The 18,819-nt window shown below is 69.8% G+C and carries 11 protein-coding genes; 4 read left to right on the top strand and 7 right to left on the bottom strand.

The genetic code is table 11. The features are described 5' to 3' along the window. From ACFHYQ_RS17035 to ACFHYQ_RS17015, 5 genes are all read right to left on the bottom strand, one after another. Positions 1-1,287, bottom strand: coding sequence for a hypothetical protein (locus tag ACFHYQ_RS17035; protein WP_394302127.1), 1,287 nt, complete (start codon positions 1,285-1,287; stop codon positions 1-3). Next, on the bottom strand, positions 1,287-4,199 hold the full coding sequence (locus ACFHYQ_RS17030) for a hypothetical protein (protein WP_394302126.1): 2,913 nt from the start codon (positions 4,197-4,199) through the stop codon (positions 1,287-1,289). The genes ACFHYQ_RS17035 and ACFHYQ_RS17030 overlap by 1 nt, the downstream gene beginning before the upstream one ends. Continuing rightward, a complete protein-coding gene (locus ACFHYQ_RS17025) occupies positions 4,196-6,640 on the bottom strand; it encodes a dynamin family protein (RefSeq protein WP_394302125.1) in 2,445 nt (814 codons plus the stop codon). Before ACFHYQ_RS17025 ends, ACFHYQ_RS17030 begins: the two co-directional genes overlap by 4 nt. A 577-nt stretch (positions 6,641-7,217) precedes the next feature. After that, on the bottom strand, positions 7,218-9,707 hold the full coding sequence (locus tag ACFHYQ_RS17020) for a DEAD/DEAH box helicase (protein ID WP_394302152.1): 2,490 nt from the start codon (positions 9,705-9,707) through the stop codon (positions 7,218-7,220). A gap of 17 nt (positions 9,708-9,724) precedes the next feature. Further along, positions 9,725-10,315 (bottom strand): TetR/AcrR family transcriptional regulator, encoded by a 591-nt coding sequence (locus ACFHYQ_RS17015; protein ID WP_394302124.1) that lies wholly within the window; start codon positions 10,313-10,315, stop codon positions 9,725-9,727. A gap of 116 nt (positions 10,316-10,431) precedes the next feature. On the opposite strand from ACFHYQ_RS17015, the gene ACFHYQ_RS17010 reads away from it, so the two are divergent. Then, positions 10,432-12,048, top strand: a complete 1,617-nt coding sequence (locus tag ACFHYQ_RS17010) for an MDR family MFS transporter (RefSeq protein ID WP_394302123.1) — start codon at positions 10,432-10,434, stop codon at positions 12,046-12,048. 73 nt (positions 12,049-12,121) lie between these two features. Here ACFHYQ_RS17010 and gnd read toward each other — a convergent pair whose 3' ends face one another. Further along, positions 12,122-13,549 (bottom strand): NADP-dependent phosphogluconate dehydrogenase, encoded by a 1,428-nt coding sequence (gene gnd / locus ACFHYQ_RS17005; RefSeq protein ID WP_394302122.1) that lies wholly within the window; start codon positions 13,547-13,549, stop codon positions 12,122-12,124. 101 nt (positions 13,550-13,650) lie between these two features. Between gnd and ACFHYQ_RS17000 the strand changes: the two genes are divergently transcribed. Then, the gene (locus ACFHYQ_RS17000) at positions 13,651-14,364 is read left to right on the top strand and encodes a bleomycin resistance protein (protein ID WP_394302121.1); all 714 of its coding nucleotides are present in this window, start codon (positions 13,651-13,653) and stop codon (positions 14,362-14,364) included. On the opposite strand, the gene ACFHYQ_RS16995 is transcribed toward ACFHYQ_RS17000, so the two are convergent. Further along, a complete protein-coding gene (locus tag ACFHYQ_RS16995; RefSeq protein ID WP_394302120.1) occupies positions 14,351-15,628 on the bottom strand; it encodes a hypothetical protein in 1,278 nt (425 codons plus the stop codon). The two genes, ACFHYQ_RS17000 and ACFHYQ_RS16995, sit on opposite strands and share 14 nt — an antisense overlap. A gap of 262 nt (positions 15,629-15,890) precedes the next feature. Between ACFHYQ_RS16995 and ACFHYQ_RS16990 the strand changes: the two genes are divergently transcribed. Together ACFHYQ_RS16990 and ACFHYQ_RS16985 are read left to right on the top strand one after the other, a co-directional pair. Next, complete coding sequence (locus tag ACFHYQ_RS16990) at positions 15,891-18,125, top strand: HNH endonuclease signature motif containing protein (RefSeq protein ID WP_394302119.1); 2,235 nt, start codon at positions 15,891-15,893, stop codon at positions 18,123-18,125. 45 nt (positions 18,126-18,170) lie between these two features. Further along, positions 18,171-18,812, top strand: a complete 642-nt coding sequence (locus ACFHYQ_RS16985) for a nucleotidyltransferase domain-containing protein (RefSeq protein WP_394302118.1) — start codon at positions 18,171-18,173, stop codon at positions 18,810-18,812. Positions 18,813-18,819: the final 7 nt, after the last annotated feature.

Raw genomic sequence — 18,819 nt, 5'->3', positions numbered from 1 at the left:
TCAACGCTGCCCCTCCCGGTACAGCACGCGTGCGGGCTTTCTCACCCTGTCGTTCTCGACGATCTCCAGGCGCAGGCAGGCCAGAACGCCGCTGATCGGGTACGCGCCCCCCATGGGGACGTCGATGGGGACGCGGTCAGCCTCGTCATCGCGGGACAGGGTGCCGGTGCACCGGCGCACGACGACGTTGCGCGACTCGAGTTCCGCGGTGGCGTCGTTCACGATGCTGTAGGCGACATCGCGCAGGTGGTCCCACCAGCTTCCGGGGAAGGCGGGCGGATAATGGGCCACGGAGGCGAGATGGGCGTCGATCTCGTACAGGCCGCTCAGGCGCTCCCACGCCTTGTCGCCGCCGGGCGGGTTCACGTTCATCACCCGGCGGATCGCCGTCGTCAGCGCCTTGTCGTACTCCGCTCGCTTCTCCGCCAGCGGGTAGGGACGGTCACGGTTCATCCGGTACCAGAAAAGCGAGGGGTCGAGGTCCGCGACGGCCAGCACCAGGGTCGCCAGGTCCGACATCCTGCCCAGAAGATCGTCGTCGCCCGGGCCGGGCAGCCCGGCGCGTCGGCGTCCCTCATGGTGCGTGGTGACCGTCGGCACGTCGAGCTCCGGCCATCCCCGCACGATGACCATCGGCTTGTCGCCGGGAACCAGCGGCAGCAGCAGCGTGTTCTCCGCACTGAAGCCGGTGCCGGCGTACGTGCGGGCGATGGCGTCGACCTCGCGCATGAACTCGGACACGGGATCGCGAGGCAGGCGCAGCAGCATCACGTTCAGCCGCTGCCACCGTCCGGCCAGGCCCTCCGCCGTGAGGTCGTCGCGGTCGAAGTCGGGGTCGGAATCGTCGGGAAGCCCACAGGCCCGGCGGACCTTCCGGTAGAGGGCGGTCACCTCCCCGGCGGCTTCCAGGGAGATGGGCGGCTTGGACTCGCGCGATCTCAGCAGCGAGGTGTCTTCGCCGGAAGGCGTCGGGCCCGAAGGACGCGGACGCGGGTTCGACCTGTCCTCGTCGTCTTCAGCGCGCTGCTCGTCGCCCTGCGAGGGCGTGTGGGAGTCCCGCATGGGGCCGCGGTCCCCCAGGAACTCCTCGACGAGGGACCTCAGCTCGTGGCGCGCTCGCTTGCCCGGGTCGGGCGGCCCGGCCCGCAGCGTCGTCATGCTCACCTCATGGAGACGGCCCAGCACGTAGACCATGACGTCCAGCACCATGTCCTCGTGGCCCGGCGTGCCGCGCAGCTCTTCCAGGGCTCTGATCAGGGCGATCGCCTGTTCGTCGGAGAATGCCATCACTGCTGCCCGTTGTAGGGGTCGTCGGGGTCCACGCCGCGCTGCGGGCGCACGGAGATGTCCAGGGTCAGCACCTTTCCGGAATGGTCCTGCAGATCGGCGACGTCCCTGGCCTTCCAGTAGTCCGGCCGCTCCGCGTGGATCCGCAAGCTTCCGGTCTCGTCGAGAGTGGCCCAGTAGGAGGTGTAGGCGGCGTCGGCCGGCGCCGTCACGGTGCCCAGTTCGAGGCTGCGCTCGTCCTGGTCGAGGAAGAACGCCCACTGCCCGTTGCGGGGCGGGTCGGGCAGCGGACAGCCGCTGATCACCCCGTCCACGCTGCGGCCGGAGTCGTCGGTGAACCGCTGGAAGAACGGGCCCGCCGCGGAGTCGTGGGTGGTGAAGACCCGTGACCCTCCGAGGTCGTCGTTGCCGGTCGGCCGGTTGACGGTGATCCTCTCAGCCATGTCCAGGCCGAACGCGATGTCCTGGTCGGCGAGCCGGTCCGCCATGTGGACCACCTCGATGGCGTCGCGGTCCATGACCAGGTAGCCTGGCTCCTCGCCGCGCCACAGGTGCAGGCGGAGCTCCTGGTGGTCGTCCACCTCCACCTGCGCCGATATCTGGGCGGGCCAGATGGTGCGGTTGATCTCGAACGAGGGGTCGGCGCGCTGCTGGTCCACCAGCGCGTTCTCCCACTTGAACGAGCCCCACTCCTGGTTGGTGCCCCCGTAGACCACCCTCTGGACGGTGAGGCCGTCGCCCAGCCGGAGCAGGCGGCTACGCAGGAACGACCGGCCGCCGCGGTGCTGCGGGAACTCGTCGCCGACCTTGAAGAGGGTGGAGTCGTGGTCGCCGCCACCGCCGCGGATCAGGGTGTAAGGCAGGTTGCGGAAGAGGTTGTCGATGTCGATGTCCACGTCCGTGCCGCCGTGCACGACGATGTTCCTGACCTCGTCGTCGGACAGGTGGTAGCCGCGGACCACGGCGGCCCAGGCCGCGCCGATGGACGCCGCGTTCTTCGCGTACCGCCGCTCACCGACGATCTCCACCGAGTCGAACTTGGCCGGGTCGGCGTCGCGGGCGCAGAAACGCTCCTTGATCACGGTGCGCAGCAGCGGGGTCATGCCGGCCTTGCCGGTAAGCACGATCCGGTCCAGCCGGTCGTCCGGCCCGTCCAGCCGCGCCTGGGCCAGGCCTAACGCGAGCTGGGCGATCTCCTCCAACATCGGCCGGGTGATGTCGTGCAGCGTCGCCTGGCCCAGGACGGGCTTCTGGAGGATCCCGGGCTGCGAGGTCTGCGACTCCTCGAAGGCGATGTCGATGAGGGGCCGCAGGTCCAGCTCGTCGATCACGTGCTCGGGCTGCTCGTTGAGTGACAGCTTGACCTTCTCCGCCAGCCTCCACAGGCCGTCGAACAGGCGGCCGGCGCGGTCGGCCGAGGTCTCGTCCAGGGGTGGGTCGCCCCGGTAGTGCGTCCGTACCACGCGTTCGACGTCGGCGAACAGGTCCGGGTCGTGCATGCGCCGCCCGGCGGTTCCGCCCCGCAGGACGGCCAGCATGTCCCCCTGCAGCTTGCCCGCGAGGTACTTCTTGCCGTCGCGCCGTGACGGGTGGAGCTCGCTCACGGTGAGGTCCAGCCACTGGCGGACGTCGGTTGACCCGCTCTCGGCGGCCGAGCGGAGCACCAGGTCGGCGATCACGGCCTTGAGCCAGTGGAACACGCGCAGGGTGAGGAAGTTGCCGCCGCGCTGCGCCTTGCCGCTGGTCCCGCGCAGGGTCGGCACGATGCTGTAGTCGCGGCCCGTGTACGGGAGCATCTCCACCCGGTGGCGGGCGGTGCGGTCCTTCAGCAGGAAGCGCACCAGGGCGATGTCGGTCGTCCCGCCGCCGACGTCGATGACCAGCACGTTCTCCTCGTAGGCGCCGGTGGCGCCCTTGACCGGCCGGTAGCGTGCCCGCAGCGCCTCCAGGCCCGTGCCGTAGTGGGGGCCGAGGTCGCGCATGAGGAAGAACAGGGCGGCGGCGATCGCCTCGTCGTAGTCGGTGTCGACCAGGGTGACGCCGAGTGTCTCGTGGACGATGCGCCGCAGGTTCCGCCGCACGTCCGGCGACGACATCGTGGGGTACGTCAGGACGACATGGTCGAGGCGGCCGGGACCGAACGCCGGGCGGCCCTCCTCGATGAACCCGTCACCCCGGCCGAGAAGGGACGAGACGACGCCCGCGAACAGCCCTTCGGCGCCGATCGCCCGGTTCTCCTGGTCGATGTGGCTCTCCGGCGGCACCCGCGTCACGAGCTGCTTGAGGTTGAGCACCGCCACGGGTGTCTTCTCCTGCCCCTCGAACGTCTGCGGGCGCAGCCGCACCAGCAGCGGGTTTTCCTGCCGCACCTCGGCGCGGCTGATCACCTCGCTGCTCTCGAGGTCGCCGAACGTCACCACGTGCAGCCAGCGCTGTTCGAGCGCGGGCGCCGTGAACGCCGCCTCATGGCAGCGGTGCAGGCGGTAGCGCAACCAGCGGCGCACGGCCTCGGTGCAGGTCGCGGCCCGCCGGTCCAGATCGCGGATCAGGTCGTGCAACTCTCCTGGCGAGGTCGCCGTGGTCCCTTTGATCAGCTGCACGAGCGCAGCGGCGGTCGCGTCCGGACGGTCCAGCCGGTCGGCGGCGATCCCGTCGAGCACGCCCTTCCACTCCTTGTGGTGGCGTTCCCGCGGCATGTCGGTGACCGGCAGGCCGTCGGTGAGCAGCGACGTGACGGCCTCCAGCAGCGCCGCGTGCTGCGCCGCCGGCAGAGGCGGGCGCTCGGCGACGTTGCGGTCGTACAGGGTCATCGTGGTGTTGGTGGTGCCGAAGTCGATCGCCACGAACCCGCTGTGCCGGTCGTTCTTGGCGACCCGACGCGGCTCGGGCGCCCATTCCAGCCGAGTGGTCACCGGCCCGCTCCCTTCATCCAGTCCGGGGTGTCGTCCTCGTCGTCCGGTTTCCATCCCGCGGGGCCGTCCGTCGACGCCTCGTACTCGCCGAGCATGAGATCGATCTCGCGCGCCACGTCTGCGGGCCCGAGGTGGTCGCCGCGGCCGCAGACGAAGCCGACGAAGTCCTCGCCGCTGGTGCTGCGGGGCATGGCCGTCCTCAGCGCCTCCAGGGTGGAGACGATCTGGGCGCTCTGCCGCTGCAGTCGCCGGCGCAGGCGCACGACACCGGACCGCAGCAGCGCGTTGGTCAGCTCCCTGCGCAGCAGCATCAGACGCGTCTGATGGTGGCCGTTGCGGCTGGACAGGTCGAAGTCGGCGTCCCTGTCGACGGGGAAGTCGGGGTGCCAGGGCAGCCACCGGCCGTCGGAGCCCTCGGCGTCGGCGAGCGGGAAGGCGCCCTCGGCGGGGGCGGCGTCGAACTCGCGACCCCCCTCCGCGGCCTCGTGCTCGATCGTCGACAGGCGCAGGGCGCGGGCGAGCGCGCGCACGTCCTCGCGGCCCTTCAGACGGCCGGCCACCGGGACCAGCAGAGGCGTCAGGGCCGTGTCCAGCGGCTCCATCCGGCGCTTGGCCGCGTGGACCCAGGAACGGACGATCTTGTCGGACACCTCGGCCACGGAACGGTCCATGTCCTGGAGGGCCGAGTCGAACCTGCGGTGGAACAAGCCCGTGGTGTCGGGCAGGTCGGGGCGGCCCCGGGGGATGCGCTGCTCCTCCAGCGCCTCCAGCAACTCCGTCCACAGCGCCCAGCTCGCCACCTGGTCGGCGGCGATCTCCTCCACCAGCCGGCGCGGGGTCGGTCCGTGCCCCGCCTCGTCTGACGCCGAGCCGGGACGGACGATGGGACGGTCGATGTCGGTCAGCTCGCTGCGGGCCGAGTCGATGATCCTGCGCAGCTCGGCCGCGACGTCGCCCAGCACCTTGCTCAGGGCCTGCCGCGAGGAGACCTCCGGTTCGGGCACGGCCCTCTCGTCATCCAGCGAGTCGGCCAGTTCCCGCATGCACACGTGGAACTCGGCGTCCCGCTGACGGACAAGGGCCGCCCGCTGTGCCAGGCCGTGGCTCTCGACGTGAGACTCGATCAGGCGCCGCAACCCGTCCATCCCACCGTCCGCGGCTACCGACTCCAGGGCGCGGTTCAGGAAGCCGGGACCGCCGATGGCCAGCCGCTCCGCCACGGCCGTCCAGGGCCCGGAGGGCGGCGTGCCGTCGCCGTCGCGCGGGCCGGCGGCGGCCAGGCGGTGGATCTGGGCGCTGGTGAAGACGATCCGCTCGGGGTGGCCCTGGCTGACCAGTGCGTCGGCGAGGTTGATCAGGCTCTGCAGCTGCCGGTGCGCGCCGATGACCTGGGCTTCGGTCAGGCCGCCCTCCGGGCGGGTGAGGTCGCGGGACGGCGGGTCCAGGAGGTCGAACATGGAGGCGGCGAAAAGGATGCTCTCGCCGCGCCGCTGGGGGTCCTCAACGCCGGTGAGGTAGTCGGTCCTGATCTCCATCGCCTCGCCGCGGAACGGGTCGGTGGCGTCGACGACCACCAGGACGGTGGCGATGTCCGCCAGTTCGAGGCGGGCGAGGAACTTGTCGCGCAGGCCCGACTGGCTGGAGCCGAGGCCGGGGAAGTCGACCAGCACGACATCGTTCGGGCTGCGCAGGCCGTCCAGGGGCCAGACGGACCGGGGGACGCCGATTTCGGCCGTGATCCGCCGGATCAGGGGAAGCACCGTGCGCAGTCCGCTCGCATCGGTGGCCGATCCCCTGCTCACCGCCGGGGCCCGCATGATCTTCTGGGGCGGCATGCTGCCGATCGGCAGGAGAGTGCCGAGGGTCGACGCCTGGCGGACCACGTTCCACGGCACGCGGACCGCGACCCTGTCGTCACCGCCGATGACCTCGCCGCCGATCAGCTCGGCCTGGAGGAAGTCGACCAGCTCTTTGATCTTGAGGCGCAGGCTCGGGACGTTGTCGTCAGTGGTGCCCCAGGTCTGGTCGCACCATCGCTGCCAGCGGTCCAGCGGCGCGTCCTCGGCGTCCTCGGCCAGTGCGAGGGCCTCCTCGACTTCGGTCACCGGCCGTTTCACCTTCCCGGCGTGCTCGGCGATCTGCGACACCAGGAACCGCTTGCAGCTCGCGGCCTCCTGGCGGGTCAGGAACGTGACCAGCACCTCGTCCGGCCGGGAGGGGCGGGGGGCGTCGGTGGGTTCCAGGCGCAACGCGGTGACGTTGCCGGTCGTGGGGGTCTTGCCTGTGGGCAGCAGGTCCGGATCACCGAGTAGGGCGCCGAGCAGGCTCGACTTGCCCGCGTTGTACGCGCCCAGCACGCCGATGCCGAGTGGGCCGTCCGCGACCTCTACGAGGGCGTTTCGGGCTTGGCGGAGGTTGGCGAGTGGTTCGGCGGGGAGCAAGGGAAGCCAGGGCTTTTGAGTGATCTTGCTCAGTTGGGTTTCGACTCTGTCTCGGCGGGTTCGGATGTCTTCTATGTCGCTTGTCACCAACTATCCTTCCGGCGCTTCAAATGCTGAATCGTCCGTTTCGCTGGCCGGTGAAACGCGCTCGCGCGTCGCATGCGAAGTTTGTCGGGTTGCGGAGCAGGTCATAGAATCGCCCTCGGCCACGCGAGGTGGTGTGACATGCGGATCTTCCCGAGATTCGCGCACCCCCATCCCTACGCGGTTGGGCGGTAGGAATCGTAGAGCCGGAAGGCCGGCGAGATACCCGCATAATATGGAATTCGCGAAATCGTGATCGGTGTCCGTGATCGCGGTTCGCAGGGGAGCGGGATGTGGTCGGGCCCGCCATGATTCGTGCGGTTCCTCGCCCGCGCCCTTCACGGCGTAGGTTTCTGAGTCGCCGCCCCGACGTGGGCAGGACAATCCCCACCAAAGTGACGGGGCTGCGGACAGGACATTTGAACGCGTCGCCCGGCGCATCCTCGTTGACCGCGAATCCGCTGATCAGAGCTGCATATCGGCGATGCGGCGGTCAGAGCCGGTTGAAGCCGGTGATGTGGAGCACGGCGTGGCCCTCCTCGTCGGAGGCGGCCAGGTCGACCTCGGCGCTGATGCCCCAGTCGTGGTGGCCCGCCGGGTCGTCGATGATCTGACGTACCCGCCACAGCTCCTTCTCCTCCTCGATGAGGAGCAGGGCCGGGCCCCGGGCGGCGGGTCCGGTGCCGATCTCGTCGTGTTCCTCGTAGTAGGCGTCGAGCGCGGCTCCCCAGTCGAAGTCGGGGTAGAGCTCGACGAGCTCCTCCTCCCGGTCCAGGGCGGCGAGCTCGACCAGGCGGAACATCGCGTTGCGCACCAGCACCCGGAAGGCGCGGGTGTTGGCGGTGACCGGCCTGGTCCTGGCCTCCAGCTCGTCGGCGGCCTCCAGCGCCGCCTCCGGGTTGGCCAGCTTCTCCCACTCGTCGATCAGGCTGGAGTCGACCTGGTGGATCATCTCGCCGAGCCACTCGATCAGGTCGAGCAGGTCACCGGTCTTGAGGTGCTCGGGGACCGTCTTCGACAGCGTCCGGTACGCGTCGGCGAGGTAGCGCAGCACCGTCCCCTCCGAGCGGGCCAGCTCGTAGAACTGGATGTACTCGGTGAACGTCATGGCCCGCTCGTACATGTCGCGCACGATCGTCTTGGGACTGACCGTGTGGTCGCCGACCCAGGGGTGACCCTGCCGGTAGGTCTCGTACGCCCCGAAGAGCAGATCGGACAGCGGCATCGGGTAGGTGATCTCGGCGAGGCGCTCCATGCGCTCCTCGTACTCGATCCCGTCGGCCTTCATCTGCGCGACGGCCTCGGCACGCGCCTTGTTGAGCTGGGCGTGCAGGATCTGGCGCGGGTCGTCGAGCGTCGACTCCACGATCGAGACCAGGTCCAGCGCGTACGTCGGGGACTCGGCGTCGAGCAGCTCGAACGCGGCGAGCGCGAACGTCGACAGCGCCTGGTTGAGCGCGAAGTCCTCCTGCAGGTCGACGGTGAGCCGGGCCCGGCGGCCGTGCTCGTCGGGCTCCTCGAGCGTCTCCACGATGCCGCCGGCCAGCAGCGAGCGATAGATGGCGATCGCGTGGCTGATGTGCCGCCGCTGGGCCTTGCGGTCCTCGTGGTTGTCGGTGAGCAGCCGCTTCATCGCCTGGAAGCAGTCGCCCGGCCGGTTGATCACGGCCAGCAGCATGGCGTTGCTCACCTTGAACCGGGACGTCAGCGGTTCCGGCTCGGCCGCCTGCAGCTTCTCGAACGTCTCCTCGCTCCACCCGACGAAGCCCTCCGGCGGCTTCTTGCGCGCGTAGCCGCGCCGCCGCTTCGGATCGTCGCCGATCTTGGCCAGGGCCCGCTCGTTCTCGACGACGTGATCGGGGGCCTGGCAGACGACGTAGCCGACAGTGTCGAATCCGGCCCGGCCGGCCCGCCCGGCGATCTGGTGGAACTCCCGCGCCCGCAGCCGCCGCACCCGGTTGCCGTCGAACTTCGACAGCGCGGTGAACAGGACCGTCCTGATGGGGACGTTGACCCCGACGCCCAGGGTGTCGGTGCCGCAGATCACCTTCAGCAGCCCCGCCTGGGCCAGCCGCTCCACCAGCCGGCGGTACTTGGGCAGCATCCCCGCGTGGTGGACGCCGATGCCGTGCCGTACGAGCCGGGACAGCGCCCGGCCGAAGCGGGTGGTGAACCGGAAGTTGCCGATCAGCTCGGCGATCGCCTGCTTCTCCGCCTTCGAGCACATGTTGATGCTCATCAGCGCCTGGGCCCGCTCCATCGCGGCGGCCTGGGTGAAGTGGACGACGTACACCGGGGCCTGCTGGGTGGCGAGCAGCTCCTCCAGCGTCTCGTGCAGCGGCGTCACCCGGTAGGAGTACAGCAGGGGGACCGGGCGCTCGGCGTGCTTGACCACGGCGGTGGGGCGGCCGGTGCGGCGGGTGAGATCCTTCTCGAAGCGCTCCACGTCGCCGAGGGTGGCCGACATCAGCACGAACCGGGCCTGCGGCAGCTCCAGCAGCGGCACCTGCCAGGCCCAGCCGCGGTCCGGCTCGGCGTAGAAGTGGAACTCGTCCATGATCACTGTGCCGACGTCGGCGTCGGCGCCGTCCCGCAGCGCGATCTGCGCGAGGATCTCGGCGGTGCAGCAGATGATCGGGGCGTCGGCGTTCACCGAGGCGTCGCCGGTCATCATGCCGACGTTCTCGGTGCCGAACAGGGCGCACAGGTCGAAGAACTTCTCCGAGACCAGCGCCTTGATGGGCGCGCTGTAGAAGCTCACCTCGTCCTTGGCCAGCGCGGCGAAATGAGCTCCGGCGGCGACCAGGCTCTTGCCCGACCCCGTCGGGGTGGCGAGGATCAGGTTGTTCCCGGAGACGACCTCGATCAGCGCCTCCTCCTGGGCCGGATAGAGCGTGAGCCCGCGTTCGGCGTTCCAGGCCACGAACGTGTCGAACAGCGAGTCGGGTTCGGGGTCAGAGGGGAGGCGCCGGATCAGGCTCATGCTTTCGCTCACACCTCCTATCCTGCCGAAGCCGTCCCACTGGTTCGACCCTGATCGGCGGCGTCGGCGAGTTCCACGGCGACTTCGAGGGCCGCCTCCATGCGCTGCCGCGGCGTCAGGTCGTCGTCGGGCAGGGCGAACCAGACGGCGTGCAGCGTGAACAGCGCCATCGCGCGCCTCAGCCGGGTCGCCGGGGGATCCTCGGGCCGGGTGAGCACATCGAGGAGCTCGGCCATCCGCTCACGCACCCGCTCGGGTTTGCGCATGCTGTGCAGCGCCGCCTGGTTGCGCTGCATGAGCTGCATCACCTCATGGTGGCGTCCACCCGTCATCTTCCCGGCGTAGCGCCGGATCACCTCCCGCCGGGTCTCCGGGGTCGCGGGCTGCCGGCGCGCCCAGTCGATCAGCTCATCGAGTGCCTGGGTGTGATCCTCGATGAGACTGGCGATGATGTCTTCTTTGGACTTGAAGTGATAGTAAAGTGCCGCTTTGGTCACGCCGAGGGCCTCGGCGATCTCCCGCAGCGAGGTGGCCTCGTATCCCTGCTCGGTGAAGAGCCGGATGGCGACATCCTGGATACGCGACCGCGTGTCTGACTGTGCACCCATGCCTGCTTTGGTTCCTTAATTCAACTTGACGGCCGGCAAGTAAGGACAATACCGTAACGCTGGTAACTAGCCGGTCGGCAAGTAAGCAAAGTTTCTTAAAATAGGGGGCACCCACCATGACGGAGACCTCGGCCGCACCCGCCGGCCGGTCCCGGGAAGTGATGATCGTCTTACCCGGCCTGCTGCTGGCGATGATGCTGGCGATGCTGGACAACATGATCGTCGGCACCGCCATGCCGAGGATCGTGGGCGAACTGCAGGGCCTGGACTACTTCACCTGGGTCACCACCGCGTACGTGCTGGGCACCACGGTCTCGACCCCGATCTGGGGCAAGCTCGGCGACCTCTACGGACGCAAGAACATCTTCCTGAGCTCGATCGTCATCTTCCTCGTCGGCTCCGCGCTGTGCGGCATGGCCGGCTCGGTGCTGTTCGGCGGCACCGACGGCGGCATGATCGAGCTGATCGCGTTCCGGGCGGTGCAGGGCCTCGGCGCCGGCGGGCTCATCGTCGGGGTGATGGCGATCGTCGGCGACCTGGTGCCGCCACGCGAGCGCGGGCAGTACCAGGGCATCATGGCCGCGATCATGTCGCTCGCGATGATCGCGGGCCCGCTCGTCGGCGGCTTCATCACCGACCACCTGAACTGGCGCTGGGCCTTCTACGTGAACCTCCCGCTGGGCGGGGTGGCGCTGATCTGGCTGATCCTCAAGCTTCACCTGCCCAAGCACCGCACCGAGCACCGCATCGACTGGTCCGGCGCGGCCGTGCTCACGGTGGGCATCACCGCGATCGTGCTGATCACGTCGTGGGGCGGCCAGAAGCACGGCTACCCCTGGGGCTCCTGGCAGATCCTCGGGCTCGCGGGGTTGGCGGTCGTGGCGCTGGCCCTGTTCATCCCGGTCGAGCGGCGGGCGGCCGAGCCGATCATGCCCCTGCACGTGTTCCGCGACCGGAACTTCGCGCTGATCAACGTGCTGGGTTTCCTGCTCGGCTTCGCGATGTTCGGCGCGATCACGTTCCTGCCGATGTTCCAGCAGATCGTGCAGGGCGCCACGGCCACCAACTCCGGGATGCTCCTGCTCCCGATGATGGCCTCGTCCATGGTCGTGTCACTGTTCGTCGGCAAGGCGATCACGCAGACCGGCAGGTACAAGAGCTTCCCGGTGATCGGCGGGGCGATCATGGCGGTCGGCATGGTCCTGCTGGCATTCCAGGACGTGCACACCCCGCTGTGGCAGACCGGCGTGTTCATCGGCGTTCTCGGCCTCGGCATGGGCTTCCTGATGCAGACGACCATGCTGATCGCGCAGAACAGCGTCGAGCAGAAGGACATGGGTGTGGCCAGCAGCGCCGCCACCTTCTTCCGCTCCATCGGCGGGTCGTTCGGCATCTCGCTGTTCGGCGCGGTCTTCAACAACCGTCTGGCCGATGAGATCACCGCCAAGCTCGGCCCGGAGGCGGCCGCCGTGGCCGGCGCCGGAGGCGGCCATATCGAGAAGAGCTTTCTCGAGCAGCTCCCGCCGCCGGTCAAGGCGGGGTTCCTGGAGGCGCTCGCCAACGCGATCGGCTCAGTCTTCCTGTGGTCGGTCCTGTTCGCCGCACTCGTCCCGGTGATCGCCGCCTTCATCAAGCACGTGCCGCTGCGCAGCGGCCGGGACGGCCAGAACGACCAGAACGGCGAGCCGGGCGGCGAGTCCGCCGAGTCCGCCGCGATGGCCGCCGCCGAGTGACGGCCGCCGGTCACGTCACGTACGGCTCATGCCCGGCGGGGCGTGAGCCGTACGCGTACCCGATGGCCGGAGATCAGGCGGGCCGCTCGACCCGGTCGCCCGACCAGTCCGTGTGGAAGGCGCCCTCGCGGTCGACCCGGCGGTAGGTGTGGGCGCCGAAGTAGTCACGCAGGCCCTGCAGGAGCGCCGCGGGCAACCGGTCCCGCCGCAGCGCGTCGTAGTACGCGAGCGCCGAGGAGAACCCGGGCGTCGGAACGCCGATCGTCGCCGCCGTCGCGACCACGCGCCGCCAGGAGACCTGGGCGTCGGCGAGGGCGGCCGCGAAGGTGGGGTCGACCAGCAGCGTCGGCAGCGTCGGCCGGGCCTCGTACGCCTCCCGGATCCGATCCAGGAATCGTGCCCTGATGATGCAGCCGCCCCGCCAGATGGTCGCCATGGCGCCCGGATCGATGCTCCAGCCGTACTCCGCGCTCGCCGCGGCGATCTGGTCGAAGCCCTGGGCGTACGCCACGATCTTGGAGGCGTACAGCGCCCGCCGCACGTCTTCGACCAGGTCGGCGCCGTCCGCGGCGCCCTTTTCCTGCGGGCCGGCGAGCGAGCGGGCGGCCGTCCGCTGGTCGGGGTGGCCGGACAGGGCACGGGCGAACACGGCTTCGGCGATGCCCGTCACCGGCACGCCGAGGTCGAGCGCGCTCTGCACGGTCCAGCGGCCGGTGCCCTTCTGCTCGGCCTGGTCCACCACGACGTCGACGAAGGGCCGGCCCGTCGCCGCGTCGGTGTGGCCGAGCACCTCGGTGGTGATCTCGATGAGGTACGACTCCAGGTCGCCCCGGTTCCACTCTCGGAAGACGTCGGCCAGCTCCTGCGGACTGAGCCCGAGTGCCTGCCTGAGCAGGTCGTAGGACTCCACGATGAGCTGCATATCGGAGTATTCGATGCCGTTGTGCACCATTTTCACGAAATGCCCGGCCCCGTCGGGGCCGACGTGCACGCAGCACGGCGTCCCGTCGACCTTCGCGGCGACGTCCTCCAGCAGCGGACCGAGCGTCTCGTACGCCTCCGGAGCGCCGCCCGGCATGATGCTCGGGCCGTTGAGCGCCCCCTCCTCGCCGCCGGAGATCCCGGCGCCGACGAAGTGGAGGCCCCGCTCCCGCAGGGCGGCCTCCCTGCGCCGGGTGTCGGCGTAGAGAGCGTTGCCACCGTCAATGATCATGTCGCCCGGCTCCATGTGGGCGGCGAGCTCCTCGATCACGGCGTCGGTGGGCGCCCCGGCCTTGACCATGATGATCGCCTTGCGGGGGCGCCGCAGGGAGGCGACGAACTCCTCGACCGAGCCGGCCGCCAGGAAGGCGCCCTCGTCACGGTGCTGGTCCATGAAGGCGGTGGTGCGGTTCTGGGTACGGTTGTGCACCGCGACCACATGGCCGTGATGGGCGAAGTTCCTCGCCAGGTTGCGCCCCATCGTCGCCAGCCCGGTCACTCCGATATCTGCCTTGTCCATGCCTCTAGTCATATACCTACGGGGACCGAAGCACTGAGGCGTGTTCAGATGCCGGAACGGGACGACTCGATCTCTTGACGGCGCGCTCAGAATGTTTCGGTATGAGCACCGAAACCGTCATCCCCGGCCTGCCCTGCCGGCACCTCGACGACGTCCTGCCCTTCTACACCGCGCTCGGGTTCGAGGTGACCTATCGCCAGGAGCGCCCCAATCCGTACGCCGCCGTCCGCCGGGGCGGGATCGAGTTGCACTTCTTCGGCGTGCCCCAGTTCGATCCCGCCGACTCCATGGGCAGCGTGGTCGTGCTCGTCCCCGACACACAGGCGCTGTACGACGCGTTCGCCGCGGGCCTGCGCGCCGCCTTCGGCAAGATCCCGGTGTCCGGGATCCCGCGGATGACCCGGCCGCGGCGCAGGCAGGGCACCCCGGGCGGATTCACGGTCGTCGATCCCGGCGGGAACTGGCTGCGGATCAGCAGGAGCGCGGACACCCGTGACGGGCCGGATCCGTCGGAGGGCAGGCTGGCGCGTGTGATGGCCGCCGCCGCACGTCAGGCCGACGCTCACGGCGACGAGGCGGCGGGGATCCGCGTGCTGGAGACCGGCCTCGCCCGGCACGCCGACGCCCCACCCGCCCAGCGCCTGCCCGCGCTGGTCTACCTCGCCGAGTTGCGGCTGCGCACCGGTGACCGTGACGCCGCGGCGGCGCTGCTCACCGAGGTCGGCGCCATGGAACTGACGGCCGACGATCGTCACGCGCTCGCCGCCGACCTGGCGACCGCGGCCGAGGTCGCCGCCGACCTCAGTTCCCGTTAGGGGCCGAACCGTTCACGGTGAGCACGGGCTCGGGCACCTCGATGGCCGGGAACGTTCCGGTGTCGATGATGCCGTGCTCCCGGTAGGCCGCCTCCAGCAGCGCGTGTGCCTGGGGCTCCAACTTCCACAGTGCGCGGTACTTCTTCGCCGTCGCGAGGGGGATGCCGACCTCCTGGGCGATGTCCGCGGCCCGGGGGACGTACCTGCGCTCGATCTGCTGGTCCCAGTACTGCCGTGCGGCGCGGATCCGCGCCGCACGCTCGGCCGTGTCCACGACGGGCGGGGCGGGGTCGGCGGGACGGTGCTCGTCGTCCTCGTCGTCGACCAGATAGGTGACCCGGGATCCCGGCAGGGCCGCCGGGGGAGCGGCGACCGCCCCGCCTCCGCCGGCCTGCGGCTGCTCGGGAGCCCACGGCACCGGTGGGCTGAGGTCGATCAGGGCGGAGGTGTTGTAGAGCGCGCCGATCTGGGAGAGCAGCGCCTCCTGCCGCTTCTCGTCCACCGCGAGGCCGGTGTGCTCGACGGCGCGGTCCATCGCCTTGTCGAGCTCGGCGAGCGCCTTGCGGATCTTGCGGTCCGACGCGCCCGCCTCGCGCAGTGCACGGGCCCGCTTGGCCGCCAGGGCCACCCGGGTGAGCCTGCGGTGGGCGTCCACCTCGCTCGTGGTCCGGTCGCCGGCCTCGGCCAGCCCGATGCGGACCAGCATCCGCTCGGGGGTGATCCGCCAGTTGATGCGGGAGCGGCCGGTGATGCGGTGCCGTTCGATCGCCATGCCCCGCTCCCACAGCCAGGCGGCCACGAGCGGCGCGGCGAGACGGAACACGGCCTCGGCGACACTGCGGGCGTCCATGCTCGACAGCACGGCGGACAGGCAGGTGAGCGCCCACACGGCGATGCCGTCGATGCCGGCCGAGAAGTTCTCGCGCATGTTGCGGCGGGCCCGTACGGCACTGGTGATCACGGCGACTTCGATGAACGCGAAGAGGAGCAGCCGCAGCGGGCCGTCGAAGCCGAGCACGTCGCCGGAGAAGCGCCACATGCCCTGGGCGGAGACGCCGGTGGCGATGCTGGCGGCGATGATCGTCAGGATGTCCTCGGCGGGGCGGCCGACGGCCCAGCCGCGCAGGATCCGGCTCGCCACGCGGAAGACCGCGCGCAGCGCGAAGAAGGCCAGGGCCAGCAGGATGAGGGCGAAGACGGAGATGATGACCGTTTCGATCGGGTGATCGGAAACGAAGGTTGTTATCTGGTCAATGGGGGGCATCAGTCACGGTCTCTCGACGTCCGATGAGATTTTCATCGGGATCATCCCAGAAGGGCACGGCCGCATGTGGGGGAAACCCGGGCTCACTTCGATGACGATGAGGACCGGGCCCAGACGGAGCTGCCCGTACGACCGACGTGATTGGAAAAAATCTTCGAAAACTGTTGTGAAATACCCATGTTCGTCGGTTTTGTTCGTTCGTATTTTCGGAGAGTGTTGGACATAATTGGGGCAGGAGAGGGCGAGGGGAAGGGGGCGTCGGATGAGCCTGAAGGTTGGGTCCCAACTGCCGGTGTCCTGCTCCGATTCGCTCGATTCTCAGCCGATGGTGCGGTGGGACGATTCCGCGGTGCCGGACGAGGAGGCATGGGCGGATCCGGTCGAGGATCCGTTGGACGGTGCGCCGGAGTGGATGCTCGCGATCGCGGAGGTGGTCCCGGGATTCCTTCCCGGGGCGCGGTCGGGCGTGGGCACCCAGGCGGGCACGGTCGAATCCACCGATGTCCGACCGGCTGATGGGTCTGGTAGGGAGCCTGGCGAGGGTCAGGTGCCGCCGTTGGCCTGGCCGGAGGGCCCGTTCTGCGTGGTGGCGGGGATGCGCCCGGGAGGCCGGGCCGCCGCGGAGATCGAAGCCGCCCTGCCCCGGTTCGCTCAACTACCCGACTCGTACATCTTTGACGTGCTGGAGGCCGCACGGCGGGTGGCTTCCTGGGCCGAGGCGGTGCAGATGATCGCGGCCGTGGAGTTGTACAACCGGCCCGTGCGCGGTGAGGACGGACGGATTCTGCCGGCCTCGCGAGATCTCGAAGAACTGCACCGGGTGTGCGTGGTGGAGGAGATCGCCGCCAAACTGCGGGTGACCGAGGGCACGTCCGCGCGCCTGGTGCGGCTGGGCACCACGCTCACGGGCCGTTTTCCGGAGATGCTCGCGTTGTTGCGGGCGGGGCTGGTGGACGTGCCCAAGGTGCTGGTGCTGGTCAACGGCACCGCTCTGCTCGCCGACGAGCAGGCCAGGGTGGTGCAGGCTCAGGTGCTGCCCGTCGCCGGGGAACTGACCTCCGCCCAGTTGCGTGCCAGGGTCAACCGGCTGGCGGTGGAAGCCGCCCCAGACCTGGCGGACAAGAAGCGCCGGGAGGCGGAGAACCGCGCGCATCTGCGGGTGTGGCGTAACCAGGACGACGGCAGTGCCACGCTGGCGCTGATCGGGTCCCCGGTGGGATGGGCGCTGGCGGCATCCTCCCGGGTGGACGCGCTCGCCAGGGCCGCCCGCGACAACGGTGATGCCCGTCCCGTCGAGCGGCTGCGGCTGATCATCGCCTACGCCCTGCTGCTGGGCCATGACCCCGAACGGCTCGGCCCGATCGCCTCCGACAACGACCCATCGCCCATGCCCTCCAGCAGTTCCCGTGGCAGCACATTCCGCGATGGCGACCCGGGCGGCTCTGACGCGGATGACGGGGGCGGCTACCGGGACGACCACGCCTCGGGCGGTGAGGGGCCCGAACCCGAGGGTGATGGCTCGCATGAACACGGTTTCGGCGGCGATGGCTCCGTCGGGGACAGCCCCGGTGGACCGCGTCCGGATCAAGCGGCCCACCCCTGCCGGCCGGGAGAGGAACACCACGGCGGCTTCCCGATCGATGGCGACGGCTGGGCGACGAGCATGGAGTGGACGTTCGGTGACACAACTGCGGGGTGGCCGACTGGGGAGGAGGACGTCCCCTGGCCCAGCGCCCCGATGCCTGATGCCACCGACGTGGTACTGAGAGAACCGCAGAGCCCGGACAACCTCGCAGACCTACGAGATTCCGAAGGGCCGGAGGCTCACGGTGTCAGTCCAGGGCAGACCGGCCCAACAAGGGAGTCGGCGGGAACGGGACTGGCCGAGGCGGGGCTGGCAGGGCTGCGATTGGCGGGGTTGGGGCCGTCTTGGGCCGCGGACGCGGATCTGTCCGGACGGCGGTCGTACTGGCTGACGCTGCCGTACGCCGCCTATGCCGGAGATGAGGAACTGCCCGGACAGCTACAGAGGTTCGGGTTGGTCACCGCCGCCCAGGCACAGGAGCTGATCCCGCATGCCCGTCGCTGGGTCGCCACCCGTGACCCGGCCGGGCGGATCCTCCTGCACGCCGAGCTCTACCTCGATCAAGCTCCGCAACAACAGGAACTGCGGGTGCGCAAGGCCGTCCGCGAGGTCGACCGGGTGCCGCCGCCGGAGGCCGGATATCGGCCTTCGGCCCGGATGCAGGCCAAGGTCTGGGCCCGGGACGCCACCTGCCGCGCCCCCTCGTGCAACCGCTCGGCCTGGCACGCCGACCTGGATCACACCCGCCCCTACGACCGGGGCGGGCCAACTGCCTACGGCAACCTCGCCGCCCTCCACCGTCGCCATCACCGGATCAAGGGCACCATCCCTGGGGTCCGGGTCCAGCAGGTCCGCCCCGGCTATCTCATCTGGACCACCAGGACCGGTGCCACCTACCACGTGACGGATTGACCGGGACGGGGCTCATGGCAAGATTTATGAACCATGGAGCTCCAGATGCCACAGTGGACGGTGCTGTCCGTGGTGACGGGCTCGCGCGCGTACGGCCTGGCCGTCGACGGCTCCGACGTCGACCGGCGGGGCGTGTTCGTGACTCCGACGGAGCTGTTCTGGCGCCTGGACAAGCCGCCGACGCATGTCGAGGGACCGCTGCCCGAGCAGTTCTCCTGGGAGATCGAGCGTTTCTGCCTGCTCGCGCTCCGGGCGAACCCCACGGTCCTGGAATGCCTGTGGTCGCCGTTGATTGAGCGTTCCACCTCGGTAGGTGATCGTCTGCTGTCCATCCGGCGGGCGTTCCTGCCCCGAAGGGCGGAGCAGACGTTCGTCGGCTACGCGGAGCGGCTGTTCCGCTGGTCCGACTTCGGCCGTCCTCGGCAGAGGAAGGCGGCCATGCACGTGATCCGGCTGCTGCTCAGCGGCCTGCACCTGGTCCGTCATGGTGAGCCGCTGGTCCAGGTCGGTGAGCACCGCGACCGCCTGCTCGCCGTACGGAACGGCGATCTGGATTGGGGCGAAGTGTGCGGGTGGCGTGACGGGTTGCTGGCCGAGATCGGTGCGGCCGAAAGCACGCTGCCGGAGCTTCCAGATCGAGAGGCGGTCGAGGAGTTCCTGACGGATGTACGAAGGGCGTCGTTGTGAGGGATCA

It is taken from the genome of Sphaerimonospora cavernae, from assembly GCF_042435035.1.
In the GTDB taxonomy this organism is placed as follows: Bacteria; Actinomycetota; Actinomycetes; order Streptosporangiales; family Streptosporangiaceae; genus Sphaerimonospora; species Sphaerimonospora cavernae.
The sequence above is the reverse complement of the archived record's forward strand: the minus strand, read 5'-3'. Positions and strand labels throughout refer to the sequence as shown.